This is a genomic window from Changpingibacter yushuensis (assembly GCF_014041995.1).
Lineage (GTDB): Bacteria > Actinomycetota > Actinomycetes > Actinomycetales > Actinomycetaceae > Changpingibacter > Changpingibacter yushuensis.
Genome location: NZ_CP059492.1, coordinates 2,061,916 through 2,078,835, shown reverse-complemented (window position 1 = coordinate 2,078,835; position 16,920 = coordinate 2,061,916). Strand labels below are relative to the sequence as shown.

The window sequence follows — 16,920 nt, the reverse complement described above, 5'->3', positions numbered from 1 at the left end:
CCGTATAACGTGACGGTGGTCATAGCGGCAGGGAAACGCCCGGTCCCATTCCGAACCCGGAAGCTAAGCCTGCCAGCGCCGATGGTACTGCACTCGCCAGGGTGTGGGAGAGTAGGACACCGCCGCCACACACACATTGGTATCGAGCCCCTAGCCCTGGGCACAACCGGACACCCGGCCCCCAGGACCAGGGGCTCGAACCACACCCCGAGGCCGTGTGAACACACCACAGCCCAGAGTCACTCGGCTCAACCACAGCCCAGGGTCACTCGGTTCAAAGGACCAACACTGCTCCACCAGTTTGCACACAAGCCCGACAAGCGTTGCAGAAATTGTTCGCAACACAGCAACATTTCGCAGTTTCTCCACATCATTGAGCAACCATTCTTTCATGTGAACAATGTGCGCTTTTACCGTTTTTCAAACTTCAGAAAGGCAAGGCAACCTTTGATAGGTTGCCCAAAGGCGAACACTTCTGCGTGTCACCCATCCACGCTGTGTTCACCTATGCCCACGTTCCCACGACGAAGTGCTAGAACTCTGAGGTTTTCACATGCCTAGTCATACAAAATTCTTACATCGAACACGATCCCACCCCGTTGGGACCGCATTTCTCGCCGGCGCGGTGATTGCTGCACTCTCTGGCATATCTGCAATCGCTGCTTTACCGGCGGCGGCAGATGATCTTCAGGTCACGCTGGTTGGCGACCTTCAATCAGAGATTGGCTGCACGGCCGATTGGGATCCTGCGTGCGAGGAATCAGTGCTTACCGCCACGGGCAGTGAGGACGTCTACTCGAGCACCTTTGAGATCCCCGAAGGCAGCTGGAACTACAAGGTTGCCATCGGTGGAACCTGGGACGAGGCCTACGGGTTGAACGGCGGCCAGGACAACATTCCGCTGACGATCGCGGGTCCTAGCCGAATCCAGTTCACCTTTGATATGTCTACGCAGCGGGTAGGCATCACTCCTGTCGATCTCAATACAACCACAACGCCGCAGGACTCGAATCTAGCAAGCGCTCCGGTGCGGGCAGCGGGAGAGAACGAGAACTTCTACTTTGTCATGACCGATCGTTTTGAGAATGGCGATACGAGCAATGACACCGGTGGACTCTCGGGCGATCGCTACACTACGGGTTTCGATCCCACTGATATCAGTTTCTATCAAGGTGGTGATATCGCTGGATTGACGAACAAGCTCGACTACATTCAAGGGTTAGGAACAACCGCCATTTGGTTGACCCCGTCCTTCAAGAACAAGGCGGTACAAGGAGATTCGGCGGGGTATCACGGGTACTGGATCACTGATTTCACTCAGATCGATCCTCATCTTGGCACAAACGCCGAGCTCAAGGAGTTCATTGACGATGCTCACGCCCGTGGTATCGATGTGTATTTTGACATCATTACAAACCACACAGCCGATGTGATTTCGTATGAGGAAAGTCAATACACATATGTGGAGCAGGCCGATGATCCCTATACGGATACCAACGGCAATCCATTTCTGATTCAGGATGTTGCGGGTAGTTCCTCGTTCCCCACATTGAGCCCATTGACGTCGTTCCCATACACGCCTGTGGTCACTGAGGACGAGAAGGATATCAAGGTTCCGGCGTGGCTCAACGACGTAACGAAGTATCACAACCGAGGTGACTCCACGTGGACAGGGGAATCTGTGACCCTTGGTGATTTCAATGGTCTTGACGACATCATGACTGAAGATCCTGAGGTAGTGGATGGTTTTGTGGATGTCTACGACGCATGGGTTGATATGGGTATTGATGGATTCCGAATCGATACGGTCAAGCACGTCAACACCGAGTTCTGGAATGTGTTTACCAAGGACATTTCGGAGCACGCCGCAAGCGTCGGAAACCCCGATTTCTTCATGTTTGGTGAGGTCTACGACGCCGATCCAACCAAGCTCAGTCCGTATGTACGCAACACAGACATGGATTCGGTGTTGGACTTCTACTTCCAACAGCAGGCGGTCTCTTACGCGACCGGTGGTTCAGCCAACCTGATGTCATCGCTATACGCTGGCGATGACTACTACACCACCGCGACGACGTCGGCGGCATACTTGCCAACGTTCTTGGGTAACCATGACATGGGCCGTGTGGGCTACTTCGCCAGAAACACTACAGACCCGATGCAGACCTCGCTGTTTGCCCACCAGCTCATGTACTTGACCAGGGGCCAACCGGTTGTCTACTACGGTGACGAACAAGGCTTCGTGGGTTCGAACGGTTCTTTGGGCGGCACTGATAAGGATGCACGCCAGTCAATGTTTGGCTCGCAGACGGCTCAGTTCCAAGGCGAGACGCTGCTAAGTGGCGAGAAGGCGGGCAGTGATGACCACTTCGATACTGACTCTGAACTGTATACAGATATCTCCGAGTTGGCGACACTGCGAACCAGCCATCCGGCGCTCCAAGACGGAGCGCAGATCGAGCGGCTTACGGATTCCACTGCTGGAATCTATGCGTTTTCCCGCGTCGATCGTGACGAGAAGGTCGAATACCTTGTGGTTGCGAACAACTCGTCTCAGGCGAAGTCGGTGCATGTTCCAACGCTGACGGACTCGGCGTCGTTCACACCTCTGTACGGAAGTACTACGGCAACTTCGTCTGACTCAGACGGGTACGCTGACGTGGCAGTTCCCGCAACATCTGCGGTCGTTTTGGTTGCGAACAAGACCGTTTCTGATGCATCGAGCGAATCCGATAGTACGATTTCCGTCAGTTTGCCGGCGGCTGGTGCTGCGCTCAAGGATCTGGCACCAGTTTCGGCACAGATAGACGGTTCGTGGCACGAAACCACGTTCCTATGGCGCGTTGTGGGTGATTCTGATTGGACGACACTCGGCACAGCTGAAGATACATCGCCGCGGGTATTCCACGACGTTTCGGACCTCGCGACCGGAACTCTTGTTGAGTACCGCGCTGTGGCGGTGGATGCCTCAGGAACAGTTGCGGCGACGTCGTCGTTCGCATCGGTTGGAAACAACGTCAGTACGGAGGTTCCAACCACCCCAGAGAATCCAACCTATGATTCCGTGAGCGTTCCGGGCAGCCATAATCAGGCGATGGGATGTGCCTCGGATTGGCAACCGGCGTGTGGTCAAGCGCAACTTAAGCTTCGGGCAGACGGGATATGGGCTGGCACATTTGACTTGCCTGCGGGTACCTATGAGTACAAGGTGGCTGTCAACGATTCGTGGGATATCAACTTCGGAGCGGGTGGAGTCTCTGGCGGAGACAATATCACGTACGTCCATCCGGGTGGCGAAGTCTCGTTCTATTTCGATCCGAACACTGGCATTTTTCAGAACACTTCCGAGGGGCCGATTGTGACCTTGGCGGGTGACTTCCAGTCGCAGTTAGGGTGTACCGCAAACTGGGCACCTGATCAGCTCTGCGCATGGATGCATGCCGATGACGCGGGAAAGTACAGGTTCAGTACGTCCAAGCTCGAGGCAGGTACGTACTCTGTCAAGGTTGCCCACGGGCTATCGTGGGAAGAGAACTACGGGCAGGGTGGCGTGCTAGATGGAAGCAATATCTCTTTCACGGTGACTGGAGGAGAGACGGTCACCTTTACGTATGACATCGAGACGCATGAACTCGTGATATCTACTGGAGATGAGCCGACGGGTGAGCCGACCGAGACGCCGACGGGTGAGCCGACCGAGACGCCGACGGGTGAGCCGACCCAGACCCCGACGGGTGAGCCGACCCAGACCCCGACGGATGGGCCAAGCGGTACGCCGACGGCGAGCCCGAGCAGCACGGGCGGTGTTGCAACTCCGACCAGCTCAACCAGTCCGAGCGAATCCGCTGCGGCAAGCCCAACTGTGGGGAGTCAGGGCGAACTCGCAAACACAGGTCCAAGTTCGTTGGCATGGGCGTTGGTGCTGGTCTTGTCCCTGTTGGGCGCTGGCGCAGTGATCCTCGTGGTTCGGAGGAACGCCGAGGCGGAGGAGCTCGAGTAGCCTAACTTGGCACGATAGAGCTAGTGATCATGGGGGTCGACGACGTCGACCCCCATGATCATGCCCGGCCACCGGCCGTCGTTACCCAGTCATGGTTCAGACCCGATCACGCGCCAAAGCGTGAGCTAATGCACGGCATCTGATGGCCCAAACGTGCTGACGAAGCGGTCTCGGCGGCTTATAGTTGTAGCGTTAACTAAATCCAATCATCCGACTTCTCGCCTTGGAGGCACTCATGACCAACTACATCATCGATCCCAGCCACTCGACCCTCGGCTTCACCGTTCGCCACGCAGGCATCGGCAAGACTCGTGGATCTTTCGAAGAATTCTCAGGCTCCATCAGCGTTGCTGACGAGTCCACCCCCGCCGGTGCGTCCGCCGCGGCCACAATCAATGCAGCATCTGTCAACACCGGCAATGGCGATCGCGACAACCACCTGCGTTCGGCAGACTTCTTCGAGGTTGAGAAGTTCCCAGAGTGGACCTTCACCTCCACAAGCACGTCGGGTTCCCGCGACGAATTCGTGCTTTCCGGTGACCTGACCATCCATGGCGTTACCAAGAAGGTAGACATCGATGTGACGTTCGAAGGCACTGCTACTGACCCGTTTGGCAATGAGCGTGCAGCTTTCGAAGGTTCGACGAACATCTCGCGCAAGGACTTCGGCTTGACCTGGAATAAGGCACAGGCCGCTGGCGGAGTGCTCGTTGGTGACAAGATCGCGATCACACTTGAGATTGAGGCCACCAAGGAGGCCTGATCCACCTAGGAGGCCTCGGCTTCCGGGGGAGTTGAGTGCCCGGAGGGCCTCACTTCCACTGCACTAATGGTTCCTGTGCTTGTCTTAGGTGAGCGCAGGAACCATTTCTGTTTAGTGCGGGCGCTGGGTTCCTTGCTGTTAAGTGGGGGACCTGTTTAGTGCGGGCGCGGTAACCATTTCTGTTTAGTGCGGGCGCAGGGTTCCTTGCTACCGCCGAATTGAGTGGAGGTCGTTTAGGGGCGGTGGGGAAGCGACTCTCACGATTTCTTCTGTGTCGGCTGCTGGGCGACCAACAAGGTCGCGAGCACCATGATGATTGCCGATGCTACTGTGATCGGCGACAGCCCAATCCCAGAGAACGCATCTACGACCAAAGCTGTGACCATCTGCCCGGCCACAACTGCGAGCGTCAGGCGGAATGTGCCAAGCCTGCGCACAGCCCACGCTGCGCAGAAGGTGATGCCAGCACCCACCGGCCCACCCAGATACATCCACCAGTTCGAGCTCCCTGGGAAGCCATACCCGTCGAGTCCACCCACGATCCACGATCCACCCGCGATGAGCGAGATAAGAATGGTTCCGCCGATTGAGCTTGTCAGAGTTGCCATGAGCGGGTTCCCGATATGGGCGACGACGGCGCCGTTACCCGCGCTTTGTACGGTGAGAATTGCGCCAGAAAGAAAGACGAGCACGCAGGCCGCAATGGCGATGATGAGATCGGCATCGCTGGTGCCGGATGTGATGGCAAGGCTCACCCCTACTAACGCGATGCCTGCGGCGAGGAGCCGACGGGTTGTGAGTGGGATTCTTGCAGGCAGTCCGACCCCGTATCGGTCCAAAATGAGGCTCATGATTGTCTGGCCGGCTACCGAACATACTGAGGTGATTGCAATGCCAACGATCGGGATGCCCCACGACATCGAGATGACAATTGGTACGCCGCCGATGCCGACGCAGTACCACCACCACTTGCTTTGGTGGCGGAGGATCCGCCACATGTTTGGGGCGTTGCCTCCAATGACGAAGACAAGAATCACGGCAAGAAGCGTTCCGATGTAGGAGACCCAGCCCGCAATGAGTGGACCTCCACCCGCCGCAGTGAATGCACCGTTGAAGATTCCTTGCACAGCCACGAGAGCACCAGACAACACTGCCACCAGCACCGCAGCAAGAGGAGCTTCGTGGCGGGCGGTTGCGGGGGAACTCGATGCTGCTGGCGGAACCGGAGATGTGCTCATAAGAGGAGCTTAGTGGGCGCGCGCCGCGCGGTTTGACATCCCGTTGATTGCTCAGCGTTGCATGCTGATTGCGCTGCTATGTGCCTTGTGTAGCTTCGGTGGGATCTCGGAATCCCTTCCAGACTTGCTCGGGGAACAGCTCATCGGAGAACGCAAGCCATTCGGTGAGCATGTCGGCGGCATCGTCGGCGAGCCACTGGTACTGCAACCCATCCATCGCGCTCATTGCGAGGGTGTAGAGCGCTTGGAATCGTGGCACATCATATTCCGTGGGAAGGGACCACTGCATCGTGCGTACATGGTTCCACAAGCGTCGCTGGCGGCCAACAAAGTAGTCATGGGCAGGATGCTGAGGCGCAAGTGCCTCCCCATTGAGAGTGGCAAAGAGCTTTACCATCTCAATGCGCCCCACGTTATAGGCGACGATGTTGAGGCAGTAGCGCGGGAAGAAGTAGAGGTGTTGACCGTTTGGGAGCTGACGGGATGACGAGGCGTCGATGAATTCGTCGGCTTCTCGGGTGTCATAAGCGCTTTCGAGGACCATGGTCAGGAGGTCCCCTTTGGAGCGGATGTAGTGGTAAAGGCCAGCTTCTGTGATTCCAACTTCGTCGGCAACATCCTGCAAAGCCATTCCCCAGAAGCCCTTTTGTCCGATCACTCGCGTCGCGGCGGAGATAATCTGTTCGCGTCGTTCGCTTGGCGACTTCCTTTTGCGCGCGTCCAGCGGAGCAGCCAGTGGGATTTCGCGAGCCAAAGGCGTGCTTGATGTGGCAAATGTGGTGGAGCGTGAGGATGCGTGGTTGCGAAACTGGTCCCATGCTTCGATTGTCATGTTGCCTCCTTCTAGCATCGACGCTGGTCAGATAACTCAAACAGGCTATACGGAATCAGGCAAGATTTCAGCCGATTCCAGCGGGCTTTCGCCCTTTTCGATCTGTTCATAATCAGTCGCTGATAAGTCTATAGATAAGTGGTAACATCGCATTTGATCAAGATGAAAGCGCTCTCAACGATGACGTTGATACGCGGTTCACGCATGCAACTGGACTCCCGGCTGCACAGCCGCTTCGAGCGCAGCGCCTGAATGGGGACAAGGATGAGATTCGGACAGTTCGACGACGACGCGATGGAATACCGCATCGACACGCCAGCCACACCTCTGCCGTGGATTAACTACTTGGGCAACTCTGACTTCTTCTCGCTCATTTCTAATACAGGTGGCGGCTATTCCTTCTACAAGGATGCGAAGCTGCGGAGGCTTACGCGCTACCGCTACAACAATGTGCCTGCCGATGATGGAGCGCGGTTCTACTACATCAGCCGGATGGTGCCTGCAGATGCGCCAGCAAGTGGCCAGGCACATCATGAACGTGGCGCCGAGGTGGAAGAACTTGTCCCAGAGGCTACGTGGTCTCCCGCATTCTTGCCGGTTCGCACGCCTCTCGATTCCTACGTGTGTAGGCATGGTCTGGGCTACACGATCATCGAGTCCAGCTACCAGGGAATCGCAACTGCGTTTACGGCCTTTGTCCCGCTGGGTGCGACCTGCGAAATCAACCGGTTGGAGCTGCGCAATGAGACCTCCGCTCCTGTGACGCTCGATGTCACGGGCGCTGTGGAATGGTGCTTGTGGAATGCGGTGGATGACGCCAATAACTTCCAACGCAACTTCTCCACAGGAGAGGTGGAAGTAGAACGAAACGCTGACTCCACCGTTATCTACCACAAGACGGAATACCGCGAACGCCGTAATCACTACGCCTACTACTCGGTCAATGCCCCGGTGCTGGCATTCGATACCTCGCGCGATGCCTTCCTCGGTACTTTCAACGGGTGGGATCGCCCTGAGGCGATTGCCCGCGGATCACTCTCTGATTCCATTGCCCATGGTTGGTCTCCCATTGGAGCGCATCGCGTTCGGGTTGAGTTGGCGCCAGGTGAAGCCCGTACGCTCGTGTTCAGCACCGCATATGTTGAGGTTTCCAAAGCCGAAAAGTGGGAGGATCCTGATGATCCGGCAAAGGTTGGGATCATCAACAAGGCGCCGGCCCATGATCTGCTTGCTCGCTTCAATACACCCGAGTCGGTGGAAGCAGCTTTCAACGAGCTCCGCGAACACTGGCTCAATCTGCTTGGGATTTTCCATGTAGATACGGGAGATGCCCGCCTTGACCGCATGGTGAACATTTGGAACCAGTACCAGTGCATGGTCACCTTCAATATGTCGCGTTCGGCTTCTTACTACGAATCCGGGACGGGCAGAGGAATGGGCTTCCGCGATTCCAATCAGGATCTCCTCGGATTCGTCCACCTCATCCCGGATCGCGCTCGCGAACGCATCCTTGACATCGCTGCCACCCAGCTGCCCGACGGATCGGCGTGGCACCAGTACCAGCCACTGACCAAGCTGGGAAACGCGGAGATCGGCGGAGGCTTCAACGACGATCCATTGTGGCTGATAGCTTCCGTCCATGCGTATCTGGCGGAAACGGGAGATGCATCGATCCTCAGCGAGCTGGTCCCGTTTGACAACACGCCGGGAAGTGAGAGGACCCTGCTGGAACACGTGCGCCGGTCGTTCAGCTACTCAACTGCCCACCTCGGCCCCCACGGTTTGCCCTTGATTGGACGTGCGGACTGGAATGATTGCCTGAATCTCAACTGTTTCTCTGTCACCCCTGGGGAGAGTTTCCAGACGGTTGAGAACAATGACACCGGCGTAGCCGAATCCGTGTTCATCGCAGGAATGTATGTGCTGTATGGCGGCCAATTCGCAGAAATCCTTGAACGTTGGGGGACCAGTGTGACGGCCGCGGGGCAGGTAGATTCGAGTGAATCGGATATTGCGGAAGAAGTCTCGTACGTTCGCGACGCCGTCGTCGCCATGTCCGCGACTGTGGAGGACGCAGGGTGGGATGGCGCATGGTTCCGCAGAGCCTACGATGCCTATCAAAACCCCGTTGGGACTGCCGCCGATTCCGAAGGACAAATCTACATCGAACCGCAAGGTATGTGCGTTATGGCGGGCATCGGTGTGGCCAGCGGAAAGGCCAAGCTCGCGTTGACTTCGGTTAAGGAGCGCCTCAGTTCAAGATGGGGAACGGCACTGCTCGCACCCACCTACTCGACGTACCGGGTGGAGCTTGGTGAGATCTCGTCCTACCCCCAGGGATACAAGGAAAACGGTGGGATCTTCTGCCACAACAATCCGTGGATATCGATCGCACATGCGATTGTGGGGAACGACGCCGCCGCCTTCGACGTATATCGCCGGACCAGCCCTGCATACGTAGAGGAGCATTCCGAGATTCGGCGCACGGAACCCTACGTGTATTGCCAGATGGTGGCAGGGCCAGAATCCGCATCTTTTGGTGAGGGCAAAAACTCGTGGCTGACTGGAACGGCAGCCTGGACCTTTGTGAACGTCTCCCAATACCTCTTGGGAGTGCGGCCGAGCTTTGACGGGCTGACGATCCAGCCTCACCTACCCGAAGAGTTCTCGCATCTGCACATCACGCGCATGTTCCGCGGGGTCAGGTATGACATCACAATTGAACGCACCGGTCACCGCTCCTTGACAGTGGATGGCACAGAGGTGGCAGGAGACACGATTCCGTTGAGCGCCGCCGGTGTGGAATCTGTTCACGTGGAGGCCACATTCTGAGGTGCGCGTAAAGCCCAGCGCATGCGCCTTCTGAAGAGGGACAGCGTAATAGAGCTGCCCAATGATCGCCCGGCAGCAGATGGCAGCTCGGCCGCTGGCAACTGGGCGGGTGGGAAGCAGATTGCTTCCCACCCGCCCTACCACATCAGCCTTCGGTAGTCTGCGCCTTAACGCGCGCTTCGATTGCCGAGCCGACCTCCTCATCGATGTTCTTCCAGTACCTGAACACATGAGAGAGCACAGGCTCACGGACGGAGCCAACTAAGCCACCCGTGACTGTCTCGATAAGGCGCTCGCGGGCGGCGTCGTCGTACACATCCCGAACCAGAGTGTGGGCCTGCCCAAAATCATCATCTAGCTCATGGAGAGAGTAAGCCGAGCGAACCAGCTGGCCATCAGACTCCCAACCGTTCTCCACAATGCCGTCGTCATCTTGGTAGGCACGGCCGTAAGAATTGGGGGAGTAGACAGGAGCATCGCCCGAATGGAAGAACTGCATCGAACCCTCCTTGTCATATGAGTTGGTCGCGTTCTTGGGCTGATTCACGGGAAGCTGGTTGTAATTGGTACCAATGCGGTTACGTTGTGAATCGGGGTAGGAGAACACCCGGCCCAACAGCATCTTGTCAGGCGAGAAGCCTGTTCCAGGAACGAGGTTCGACGGGCTGAAGGCGGCCTGTTCTATCTCTGCAAAGTGGTTCTTGGGGTTCTCATTAAGGGTGAAACGGCCAACTTCGAGCAGCGGGTAATCTGCGTGCGGCCACACCTTGGTCAGATCAAAGGGGTTGTACTTGTAGGTCGCCGCGTCAGCGTACGGCATGATCTGCACCTTGAGGGTCCACGAGGGGAATTCACCGCGCTCAATGGCATCGAAGAGGTCCCGGCGGTGGAAGTCGGCATCGGTCCCAGCCATCTGCGCTGCTTCGGCGTTTGTCATGTTCTCAACTCCCTGATCCGTTAGGAAGTGGTACTTGACCCAGAACTTCTCGCCGGTTCCATTGACCCACATGTAGGTGTGGGACGAGTATCCGTTCATGTTTCGCCACGTGCGGGGAAGCCCTCTGTCACCCATAAGATATGCAACCTGGTGTGCGCTTTCCGGAGAGAGTGACCAGAAGTCCCACTGCATGTTGTTATCACGTAGGCCGGAGGCAGGCAGACGCTTCTGAGAGTGAATGAAATCGGGGAACTTCATGGGGTCACGGATGAAGAACACAGGAGTGTTGTTTCCGACCATGTCAAAGTTTCCTTCTTCGGTGTAAAACCGCAGCGCGAATCCGCGCACGTCCCGCCAGGTATCTGGCGAACCCAACTCGCCAGCCACCGTGGAGAAGCGGGCCAACATGCGAGTCTTCTTTCCTTTCTGGAGGAAGTCAGCTTTTGTGTATGCGCTGACGTCGCCCAAAACTTCGAACTCACCGAAGGCTCCGGAGCCCTTGGCATGAGGGCTGCGTTCGGGTACGCGCTCGCGGTCAAACCGAGCAAGCTTCTGCACCAAGGCGACGTCGTGCAGCAAGATCGGGCCATCGGGTCCAACCGTCAAAGAACTCGCGTCAGATTCCCGTGGCGCTCCATTCTCAGTGGTGGATGGATGTGTGGCATCGAATGTAGTCATCGATTCTTCTCTTTCTGTACGTTGCCATTGACATGAGTAATGTGCGTTGCCATTGGCGGTGATACTTGGCATCGACCAGCAGGTATGCGCCGCTGATGTCAGCCACTTGTTGGTGGCAGTGCGATTGCACTGCCAGGTCATATGAGCGTGGATCTGTGTAATAACGCCTAAAAATGGGCGCACTGATCACCGGCCTTGGGTGGGTCGTGAGAGTTACGCAGTGATCTACGTGTGGAGGTTAGGGGATCCTGAGATGTGGTCCGCACTGTGTGAGACGTGAACGAGATCGGGGAGCGCGTAACCGAGAGGATTGAACGCAGGACCAGGAATGGTGAGCGCGTGACCGGGATGAGTGTGCGCGTGACCGAAGACAGGTTTCCCTACGCGATATCTGTTAACCGCTAGCTTGGGCAGTGACTAGGTTGAGCCATTCTGAGTGACTAGGTTGAGCCATTCTGATCCAAAGGTCGCCTACTCTGAACGTGCGAGGCAAGCTCAGCTTGCGGCTTCCTCGGATCTCACCTTTGCTGTGCAAGAGGAGCACAAGCCGCGGTACACGACTTCCGCTATGTGGACAGTGACCCCGCTTTCTTCGGGTGGTTCCATGCAAGGTGCATGTCCGGTTTGACAGGGGACGTCTTCGATTCGGCCGCATTCATTGCATACCAGGTGATGATGGTTATCGTGATGCTCCAGTTCGTAGATTGAGCCATGTCCGTCAGTGATGACGCGGCGGACGATGTGGTGGCGGGAAAGTGTGTGGAGCACGTCGTAGACGGCCTGCTTCGATGCTGTGCCCAGCTGTGCACGCACCGAAGTGAGTATGGAATCTGCATCGGTGTGGGGATTGCTAGCAAGAGCTGTCATTGTGGCTAGCCGGGGGGCGGTCACCCGCAGGCCGGCCGAGCGCAGCATCTTGTCGAAGTTCTCGTTCTCCACGGTCATCACCTTAACAACTTATTTGGACAAGTTCCAGAAACGGAAACCTTCGATTCTTCGAACCGGTGTCTCAATCCGTGAACATTCGAGTGTTTCGCACAGTTTGGACTTCTTCCAATCGGCCTGAAACGGCCTTGATAATTCGCCGTTCCTGTGCCATTTCTGTAGAGTTTAGTTCCGCTGGCATCCAATAACGAAATGTCTTTGTTGCGAAATCAAGATTAGGTAATGCTAACCTTACCAAGGCGACTGTTGGGTGTCGCCACTTCTCCCGCGAACTGCTGGAGATATATGGAAAGGACAAGCATGTCGTCATCGCTGAAGGACAGGCTCATTGCGGGCATCGCTGGCCTGTCAGTGCTCGTTGGTGGATTGGCAGTAGCTGGTGCTGCATCGGCTGATGGGCCGCAGACCAAGGCATCTGCCACAGAGACACTCGATGGGTCACTTAGTTGGGGTATCAAGCAGACGTTCCGCAACTATTTCTGGGGACCTTATGCAGATGGTGCTACCACCGCATCTGGTGGTGCCAGCGTAACCGCGAATGATTCTTCTGGGCTCTTCACTTATTCGCTGGCTGAGGGTCAATCGTTTGACGCAGCTAATCCTAGCGATCTGACTTTTGAGGGCTCAGTCAACCTCACCGCCCACGCGGGCGCATTGAACTTCACCCTCTCTGACCCAGTCCTAGACATCACTGGCACAACAGGTGTACTCAAGTTGACGGTTACAACGGATCCGGCGGGCGGAACGCCCACCAATTATGGCCAGATCAGCTTCGCCACTATTGCCAACATAACTGTTACTGGCGATGAGCTGACTCCTACCATTACCGCCACGGGTCTTGCGCTCACAGCAGAGGCGGTCCCCATCCTGCAGAGCTACAGCGCAGGCACGGTACTTGATGATCTGACCGTATCCCTCACAAAGACGGTCACCACTGTGGATCCAGATCCAACCGCATCGGCCACTACCCCCACGGATGATCCGACGGCCACGCAGTCCCCGTACGCTTCTGCAACACCGTCTACGCCGACGACGTCGACCTCTCCCACGGCATCTGCACAGACGTACGATAAGGGCGCGTTGAACTGGGGAATCAAGTCAACGTTCATCTCATACGTCTCTCGCTTCGGCACAGTCACTGCCGGTGATGGCGCAACAGGTACGTTCAGTTTTCCGCTGGCCAGTGGTCAAGACATTGATCTAGATGACCTTACGAGCCTCGCCTTTACTGGAAACGTCCATCTTTCGGCGCACGACGGGGTCCTTGATATCACTCTCTCGAACCTGAGCGTTGTCCAAGAAGAAGGTAAGTGGGTTCTCAAGGCCACGGCATCTTCTCGGAGCATGGGCACGGGTGAAATGGTTGAGTACGGAGAGATCGTTATTGCCGAACTCGACGGTATCAATGTTGCCGTGGACGACGACGTCGCCACGATCACCTTCGCAAGCGCCGTGCTGAGCGAAGCGGCTGTGCCCGTCTTCGGCTCCTACGCAGCTGGCACAGAAATGGATCTTCCGGCCATTACCCTCACAGCCGCTACGGCTCCCACCACCGAGCCAACCGAAGGACCCACCACCTCTGCACCAACCACCGCGCCAACCACGTCGGCACCCACCACGCCGGGCAACACCGCGTCAGCCACCCCGGCCCCGTCAGCAAGCTCGTCCGCCACGGATGTCAAGGAATGCACGGTTGATACCGCACAGACCCGAGTAACCTCCGGTTCCTTCTCATGGGGCATCAAGTCTTCTTTCACCACCTACATTCGCAGCTCCATTGCGAACGGTGGATGGACGCTGAGCGGCGCCACATGGAACGGCTCGAACTTCGGGTTCTCCGCTTCTGGTGGTCTCTACAACACGAGCACCCGCACTGGAACGCTGTACTACACGGGCTCAGTGCACTTCACGGGGCATGACGGCGTCTTGGACTTGACGATGTCCAACCCCACGCTGAAGATCTCGGGTAATTCGGCCACGCTTTCGATGATTGTCAAGGGAAGCGATATGGCTGGCACTGTCACCAACTATGGCACTGTGGCGATTGCGAATGTGACATTGTCAAACGTATCGGTCTCTGATTCGAAGCTCAGCTACTCCAGTTCATCGGTGGCGTTGACGTCCACGGGCGCCAAGGCGATGGCGGGGTTCTATTCAGAAGGCGAAGCCATGGATCTTCTTTCGGGTTCGGCTTCTTTGACGCCAAACAGCCAGTGCGATCCTGAGACGGGCGAGCTGAGCGTGTATGACGCATACGGCAACTTGGCCTATACGGGCACGAACACTGCTGGTGTCGCGCTCGCTGGTTTGCTCATGATCGGTCTGGGCGCGACCGCTCTGGTGGTTCGCCGCCGTGGAGCCAAGGCCTGATTAATCCTTAGGGGCCTGTGTGGTTACGACGTGATTCGTAACCACACAGGCTTTTGGGTGAGTGCGGCCTGGTGAGAGGCCAATGTGAGAGGAAAAATGAAGAAGCGATTCTTCGCAGTCGTAGTAACCGCAAGCCTGCTGTTGGGGGGTTGCGGTGCTTCCAATTCTGAGAGTGATGCTAGCGCAGCTGGTCTGCCCACAACCGCGGCGGCAACGCCTGAGGCCACACAGACCTCAGAGGCAGTAGAACTTCCAGACCCGCACACCATGACGGGTTTGACAGAGGCGGCCAGTCTGCCTGATCCGCAGCCTTTGGACGATGATTACCCGCAGAAGCTGCCTGCGGCGGTAACGGACGCCGAGGGTCGATCAGTCACTGTTACTGATACTTCTAGGGTCCTCGCCCTTGACCTCTATGGCACGCTCTCTCGCACGGTCATCTCGCTCGGATACGGTGAGAACCTCGTCGGCAGAACAGTATCTTCCACCGAAGAACAACTAGCCGATCTGCCGGTGGTTACCGAAAACGGGCATTCGCTCAATGCAGAAGCGGTTCTTTCTCTGAACCCCACTCTGATCATTGCCGATCGCTCGATCGGCCCGACGGAGGCCATTGAGCAGCTTCGTTCCGCAGGTATTCCCGTGGTGATCGTGGATTCTGAGCGTTCCATCGATACGAATACCGAACTCATCGAGCAGATCGCAAACTCCCTCGGTGTGCCGGAGGCAGGGGCCGCCCTTGCCGAACGAACCGAACAAGAAACCCAAGCTGCTCTGGACCAGATCGCCCAATGGACGCCGGAAGTGCCCCTTGCGGCAGCATTCCTCTATGTCCGCGGCACCGCGAGTGTGTTCTTTATTCTGGGCGCTGACGAAGGCGCTGACGCTCTTATCACTTCCTTGGGCGCTACCGACGTCGCCACCGCCAACGGAATCACCACCACTACGCCTGCTAACGCGGAGTCTCTTGTGGCGTTGAATCCTGAAGTTATCCTCACCATGACTGAGGGCTTGGCATCGGCTGACGGCTTGGATGCATTTCTTGCGCGCCCCGGAGTGAGCCAGACAAGAGCTGGGCAGAACTCGCGTGTGGTGGCCATACCTGATGGCATAGCTCTCTCCTTTGGCCCCCAAACGGGCGATATCCTGCTCTCCATCGCGCGGGCTATCTACGGTGTGGAGGACCCGCGATGAGCACCACAGCCGAGCCTCGCGTGAGCGTGGGTGACGCGCATCGGATTGTTCACCACGGAATTGCACGCCGGCGCCAGCGTCGAATCGTGACTTTCGTGTGCCTGCTTGTGGTGCTCTTCCTGTCGATCCTGGTTTCGTGCGCGATGGGGCAATACCCGATCTCGGTTCCAGACGTGATGCGTGGCTTCTTTGCGCACTTCGGTCGGGCGCGCGAACCTACTGACCCCGTGGTGATCTCTACTCTGTGGAGCATCCGCTTCCCCCGAATCGTCTTGGGTCTTGTGGTCGGTGCCGCATTGGGTGTCGCAGGTACTGTGATGCAGGCAGTGTTTTCGAATCCGCTGGCCGAACCTGGCGTTATCGGAGTCTCTTCTGGTGCCTCAGTAGGCGCCTCGCTAGCAATGGTTTTTGCGCCCACGGCGCTCGCGGGATTTGGTGTGCCGGTGGCAGCGTTCGTCTCTGGCCTTGCGGCAGCGTTGATCGTCTATTTCGTTTCGCGTTCAGGTGGGCGAGCTGAGGTTCTCACTTTGGTTTTGACGGGAATCGCAGTTACAGCGGTCTGTAGTGCACTGACGTCGATGGCAACCTATATCGCACCGACGACGGCGCGTGATCAGATCGTGTTTTGGCAGATGGGTTCGCTAAACGGTGCAACCTGGACCCAAGCGGCCACCGTTGCGGTCGTGGTGGGTGTTGGAGTCTCATGGGCGTGGCACATTTCCGCGAAACTAGACACGCTGGCATTGGGGGAGAGAGCTGCGGGTCACGTTGGAATCAATGTGCAGTCACTGCGCATTTCTTCGATTGTCCTGGCTGCGTTGCTCACTTCGGCAGCCGTTGCCTACGCCGGAGTCATCTCATTTGTGGGCCTCATCGTGCCGCACGTGCTGCGATTGGCAATAGGACCCTCGAATCGTTACCTTGTTCCGGCATCGATGCTTGGTGGTGCGCTTCTCATAACGCTTTCTGACATCGCTGCGCGCAATCTGGTTGCTTTCTCTGATTTGCCCATCGGGATTTTCACTGCCTTGGTGGGCGGGCCCACGTTCTTCATCCTCTTGCGCCGCAGGATTCGTCCTGGAGGCCATTCATGAGTACACCAACACGTCTGCCAATCCAGGTTCGGAGGAT

At 57.1% G+C, this 16,920-nt stretch carries 10 protein-coding genes and 1 rRNA gene; 7 read left to right on the top strand and 4 right to left on the bottom strand.

Features of this window, described 5'->3' with window-relative positions; all coding sequences use genetic code 11:
* The first annotated feature begins 11 nt into the window (after positions 1-11).
* From rrf to H2O17_RS09075, 3 genes are all read left to right on the top strand, one after another.
* A 5S ribosomal RNA gene (rrf, locus tag H2O17_RS09085) occupies positions 12-128 on the top strand.
* Between the two features lie 425 nt (positions 129-553).
* Positions 554-4,000, top strand: coding sequence for a pullulanase X25 domain-containing protein (locus H2O17_RS09080; RefSeq protein ID WP_220456750.1), 3,447 nt, complete (start codon positions 554-556; stop codon positions 3,998-4,000).
* A gap of 235 nt (positions 4,001-4,235) precedes the next feature.
* Positions 4,236-4,763 (top strand): YceI family protein, encoded by a 528-nt coding sequence (locus H2O17_RS09075; RefSeq protein WP_182049385.1) that lies wholly within the window; start codon positions 4,236-4,238, stop codon positions 4,761-4,763.
* 257 nt (positions 4,764-5,020) lie between these two features.
* Here H2O17_RS09075 and H2O17_RS09070 read toward each other — a convergent pair whose 3' ends face one another.
* Together H2O17_RS09070 and H2O17_RS09065 are read right to left on the bottom strand one after the other, a co-directional pair.
* A complete protein-coding gene (locus H2O17_RS09070) occupies positions 5,021-6,001 on the bottom strand; it encodes a DMT family transporter (RefSeq protein ID WP_182049384.1) in 981 nt (326 codons plus the stop codon).
* 76 nt (positions 6,002-6,077) lie between these two features.
* On the bottom strand, positions 6,078-6,833 hold the full coding sequence (locus H2O17_RS09065) for a TetR/AcrR family transcriptional regulator (protein ID WP_182049383.1): 756 nt from the start codon (positions 6,831-6,833) through the stop codon (positions 6,078-6,080).
* A 264-nt stretch (positions 6,834-7,097) separates the two neighbouring features.
* Between H2O17_RS09065 and H2O17_RS09060 the strand changes: the two genes are divergently transcribed.
* Positions 7,098-9,665: a glycoside hydrolase family 94 protein gene (locus H2O17_RS09060; protein ID WP_182049382.1), complete on the top strand. Its 2,568-nt coding sequence runs from the start codon at positions 7,098-7,100 to the stop codon at positions 9,663-9,665.
* Between the two features lie 145 nt (positions 9,666-9,810).
* Here H2O17_RS09060 and H2O17_RS09055 read toward each other — a convergent pair whose 3' ends face one another.
* Together H2O17_RS09055 and H2O17_RS09050 are read right to left on the bottom strand one after the other, a co-directional pair.
* On the bottom strand, positions 9,811-11,280 hold the full coding sequence (locus H2O17_RS09055) for a catalase (RefSeq protein ID WP_182049381.1): 1,470 nt from the start codon (positions 11,278-11,280) through the stop codon (positions 9,811-9,813).
* A 495-nt stretch (positions 11,281-11,775) separates the two neighbouring features.
* Positions 11,776-12,219, bottom strand: coding sequence for a Fur family transcriptional regulator (locus tag H2O17_RS09050; protein WP_246311211.1), 444 nt, complete (start codon positions 12,217-12,219; stop codon positions 11,776-11,778).
* A gap of 306 nt (positions 12,220-12,525) precedes the next feature.
* Between H2O17_RS09050 and H2O17_RS09045 the strand changes: the two genes are divergently transcribed.
* The 3 genes from H2O17_RS09045 (at position 12,526) to H2O17_RS09035 (ending at position 16,883) form a co-directional block, all read left to right on the top strand.
* Positions 12,526-14,595: an HtaA domain-containing protein gene (locus tag H2O17_RS09045; protein WP_182049380.1), complete on the top strand. Its 2,070-nt coding sequence runs from the start codon at positions 12,526-12,528 to the stop codon at positions 14,593-14,595.
* A 96-nt stretch (positions 14,596-14,691) separates the two neighbouring features.
* On the top strand, positions 14,692-15,789 hold the full coding sequence (locus H2O17_RS09040) for a heme/hemin ABC transporter substrate-binding protein (RefSeq protein ID WP_182049379.1): 1,098 nt from the start codon (positions 14,692-14,694) through the stop codon (positions 15,787-15,789).
* Entirely contained in the window at positions 15,786-16,883 is a 1,098-nt protein-coding gene (locus H2O17_RS09035) for a FecCD family ABC transporter permease (RefSeq protein ID WP_182049378.1), read from the top strand. The genes H2O17_RS09040 and H2O17_RS09035 overlap by 4 nt, the downstream gene beginning before the upstream one ends.
* Positions 16,884-16,920 lie beyond the last annotated feature (37 nt).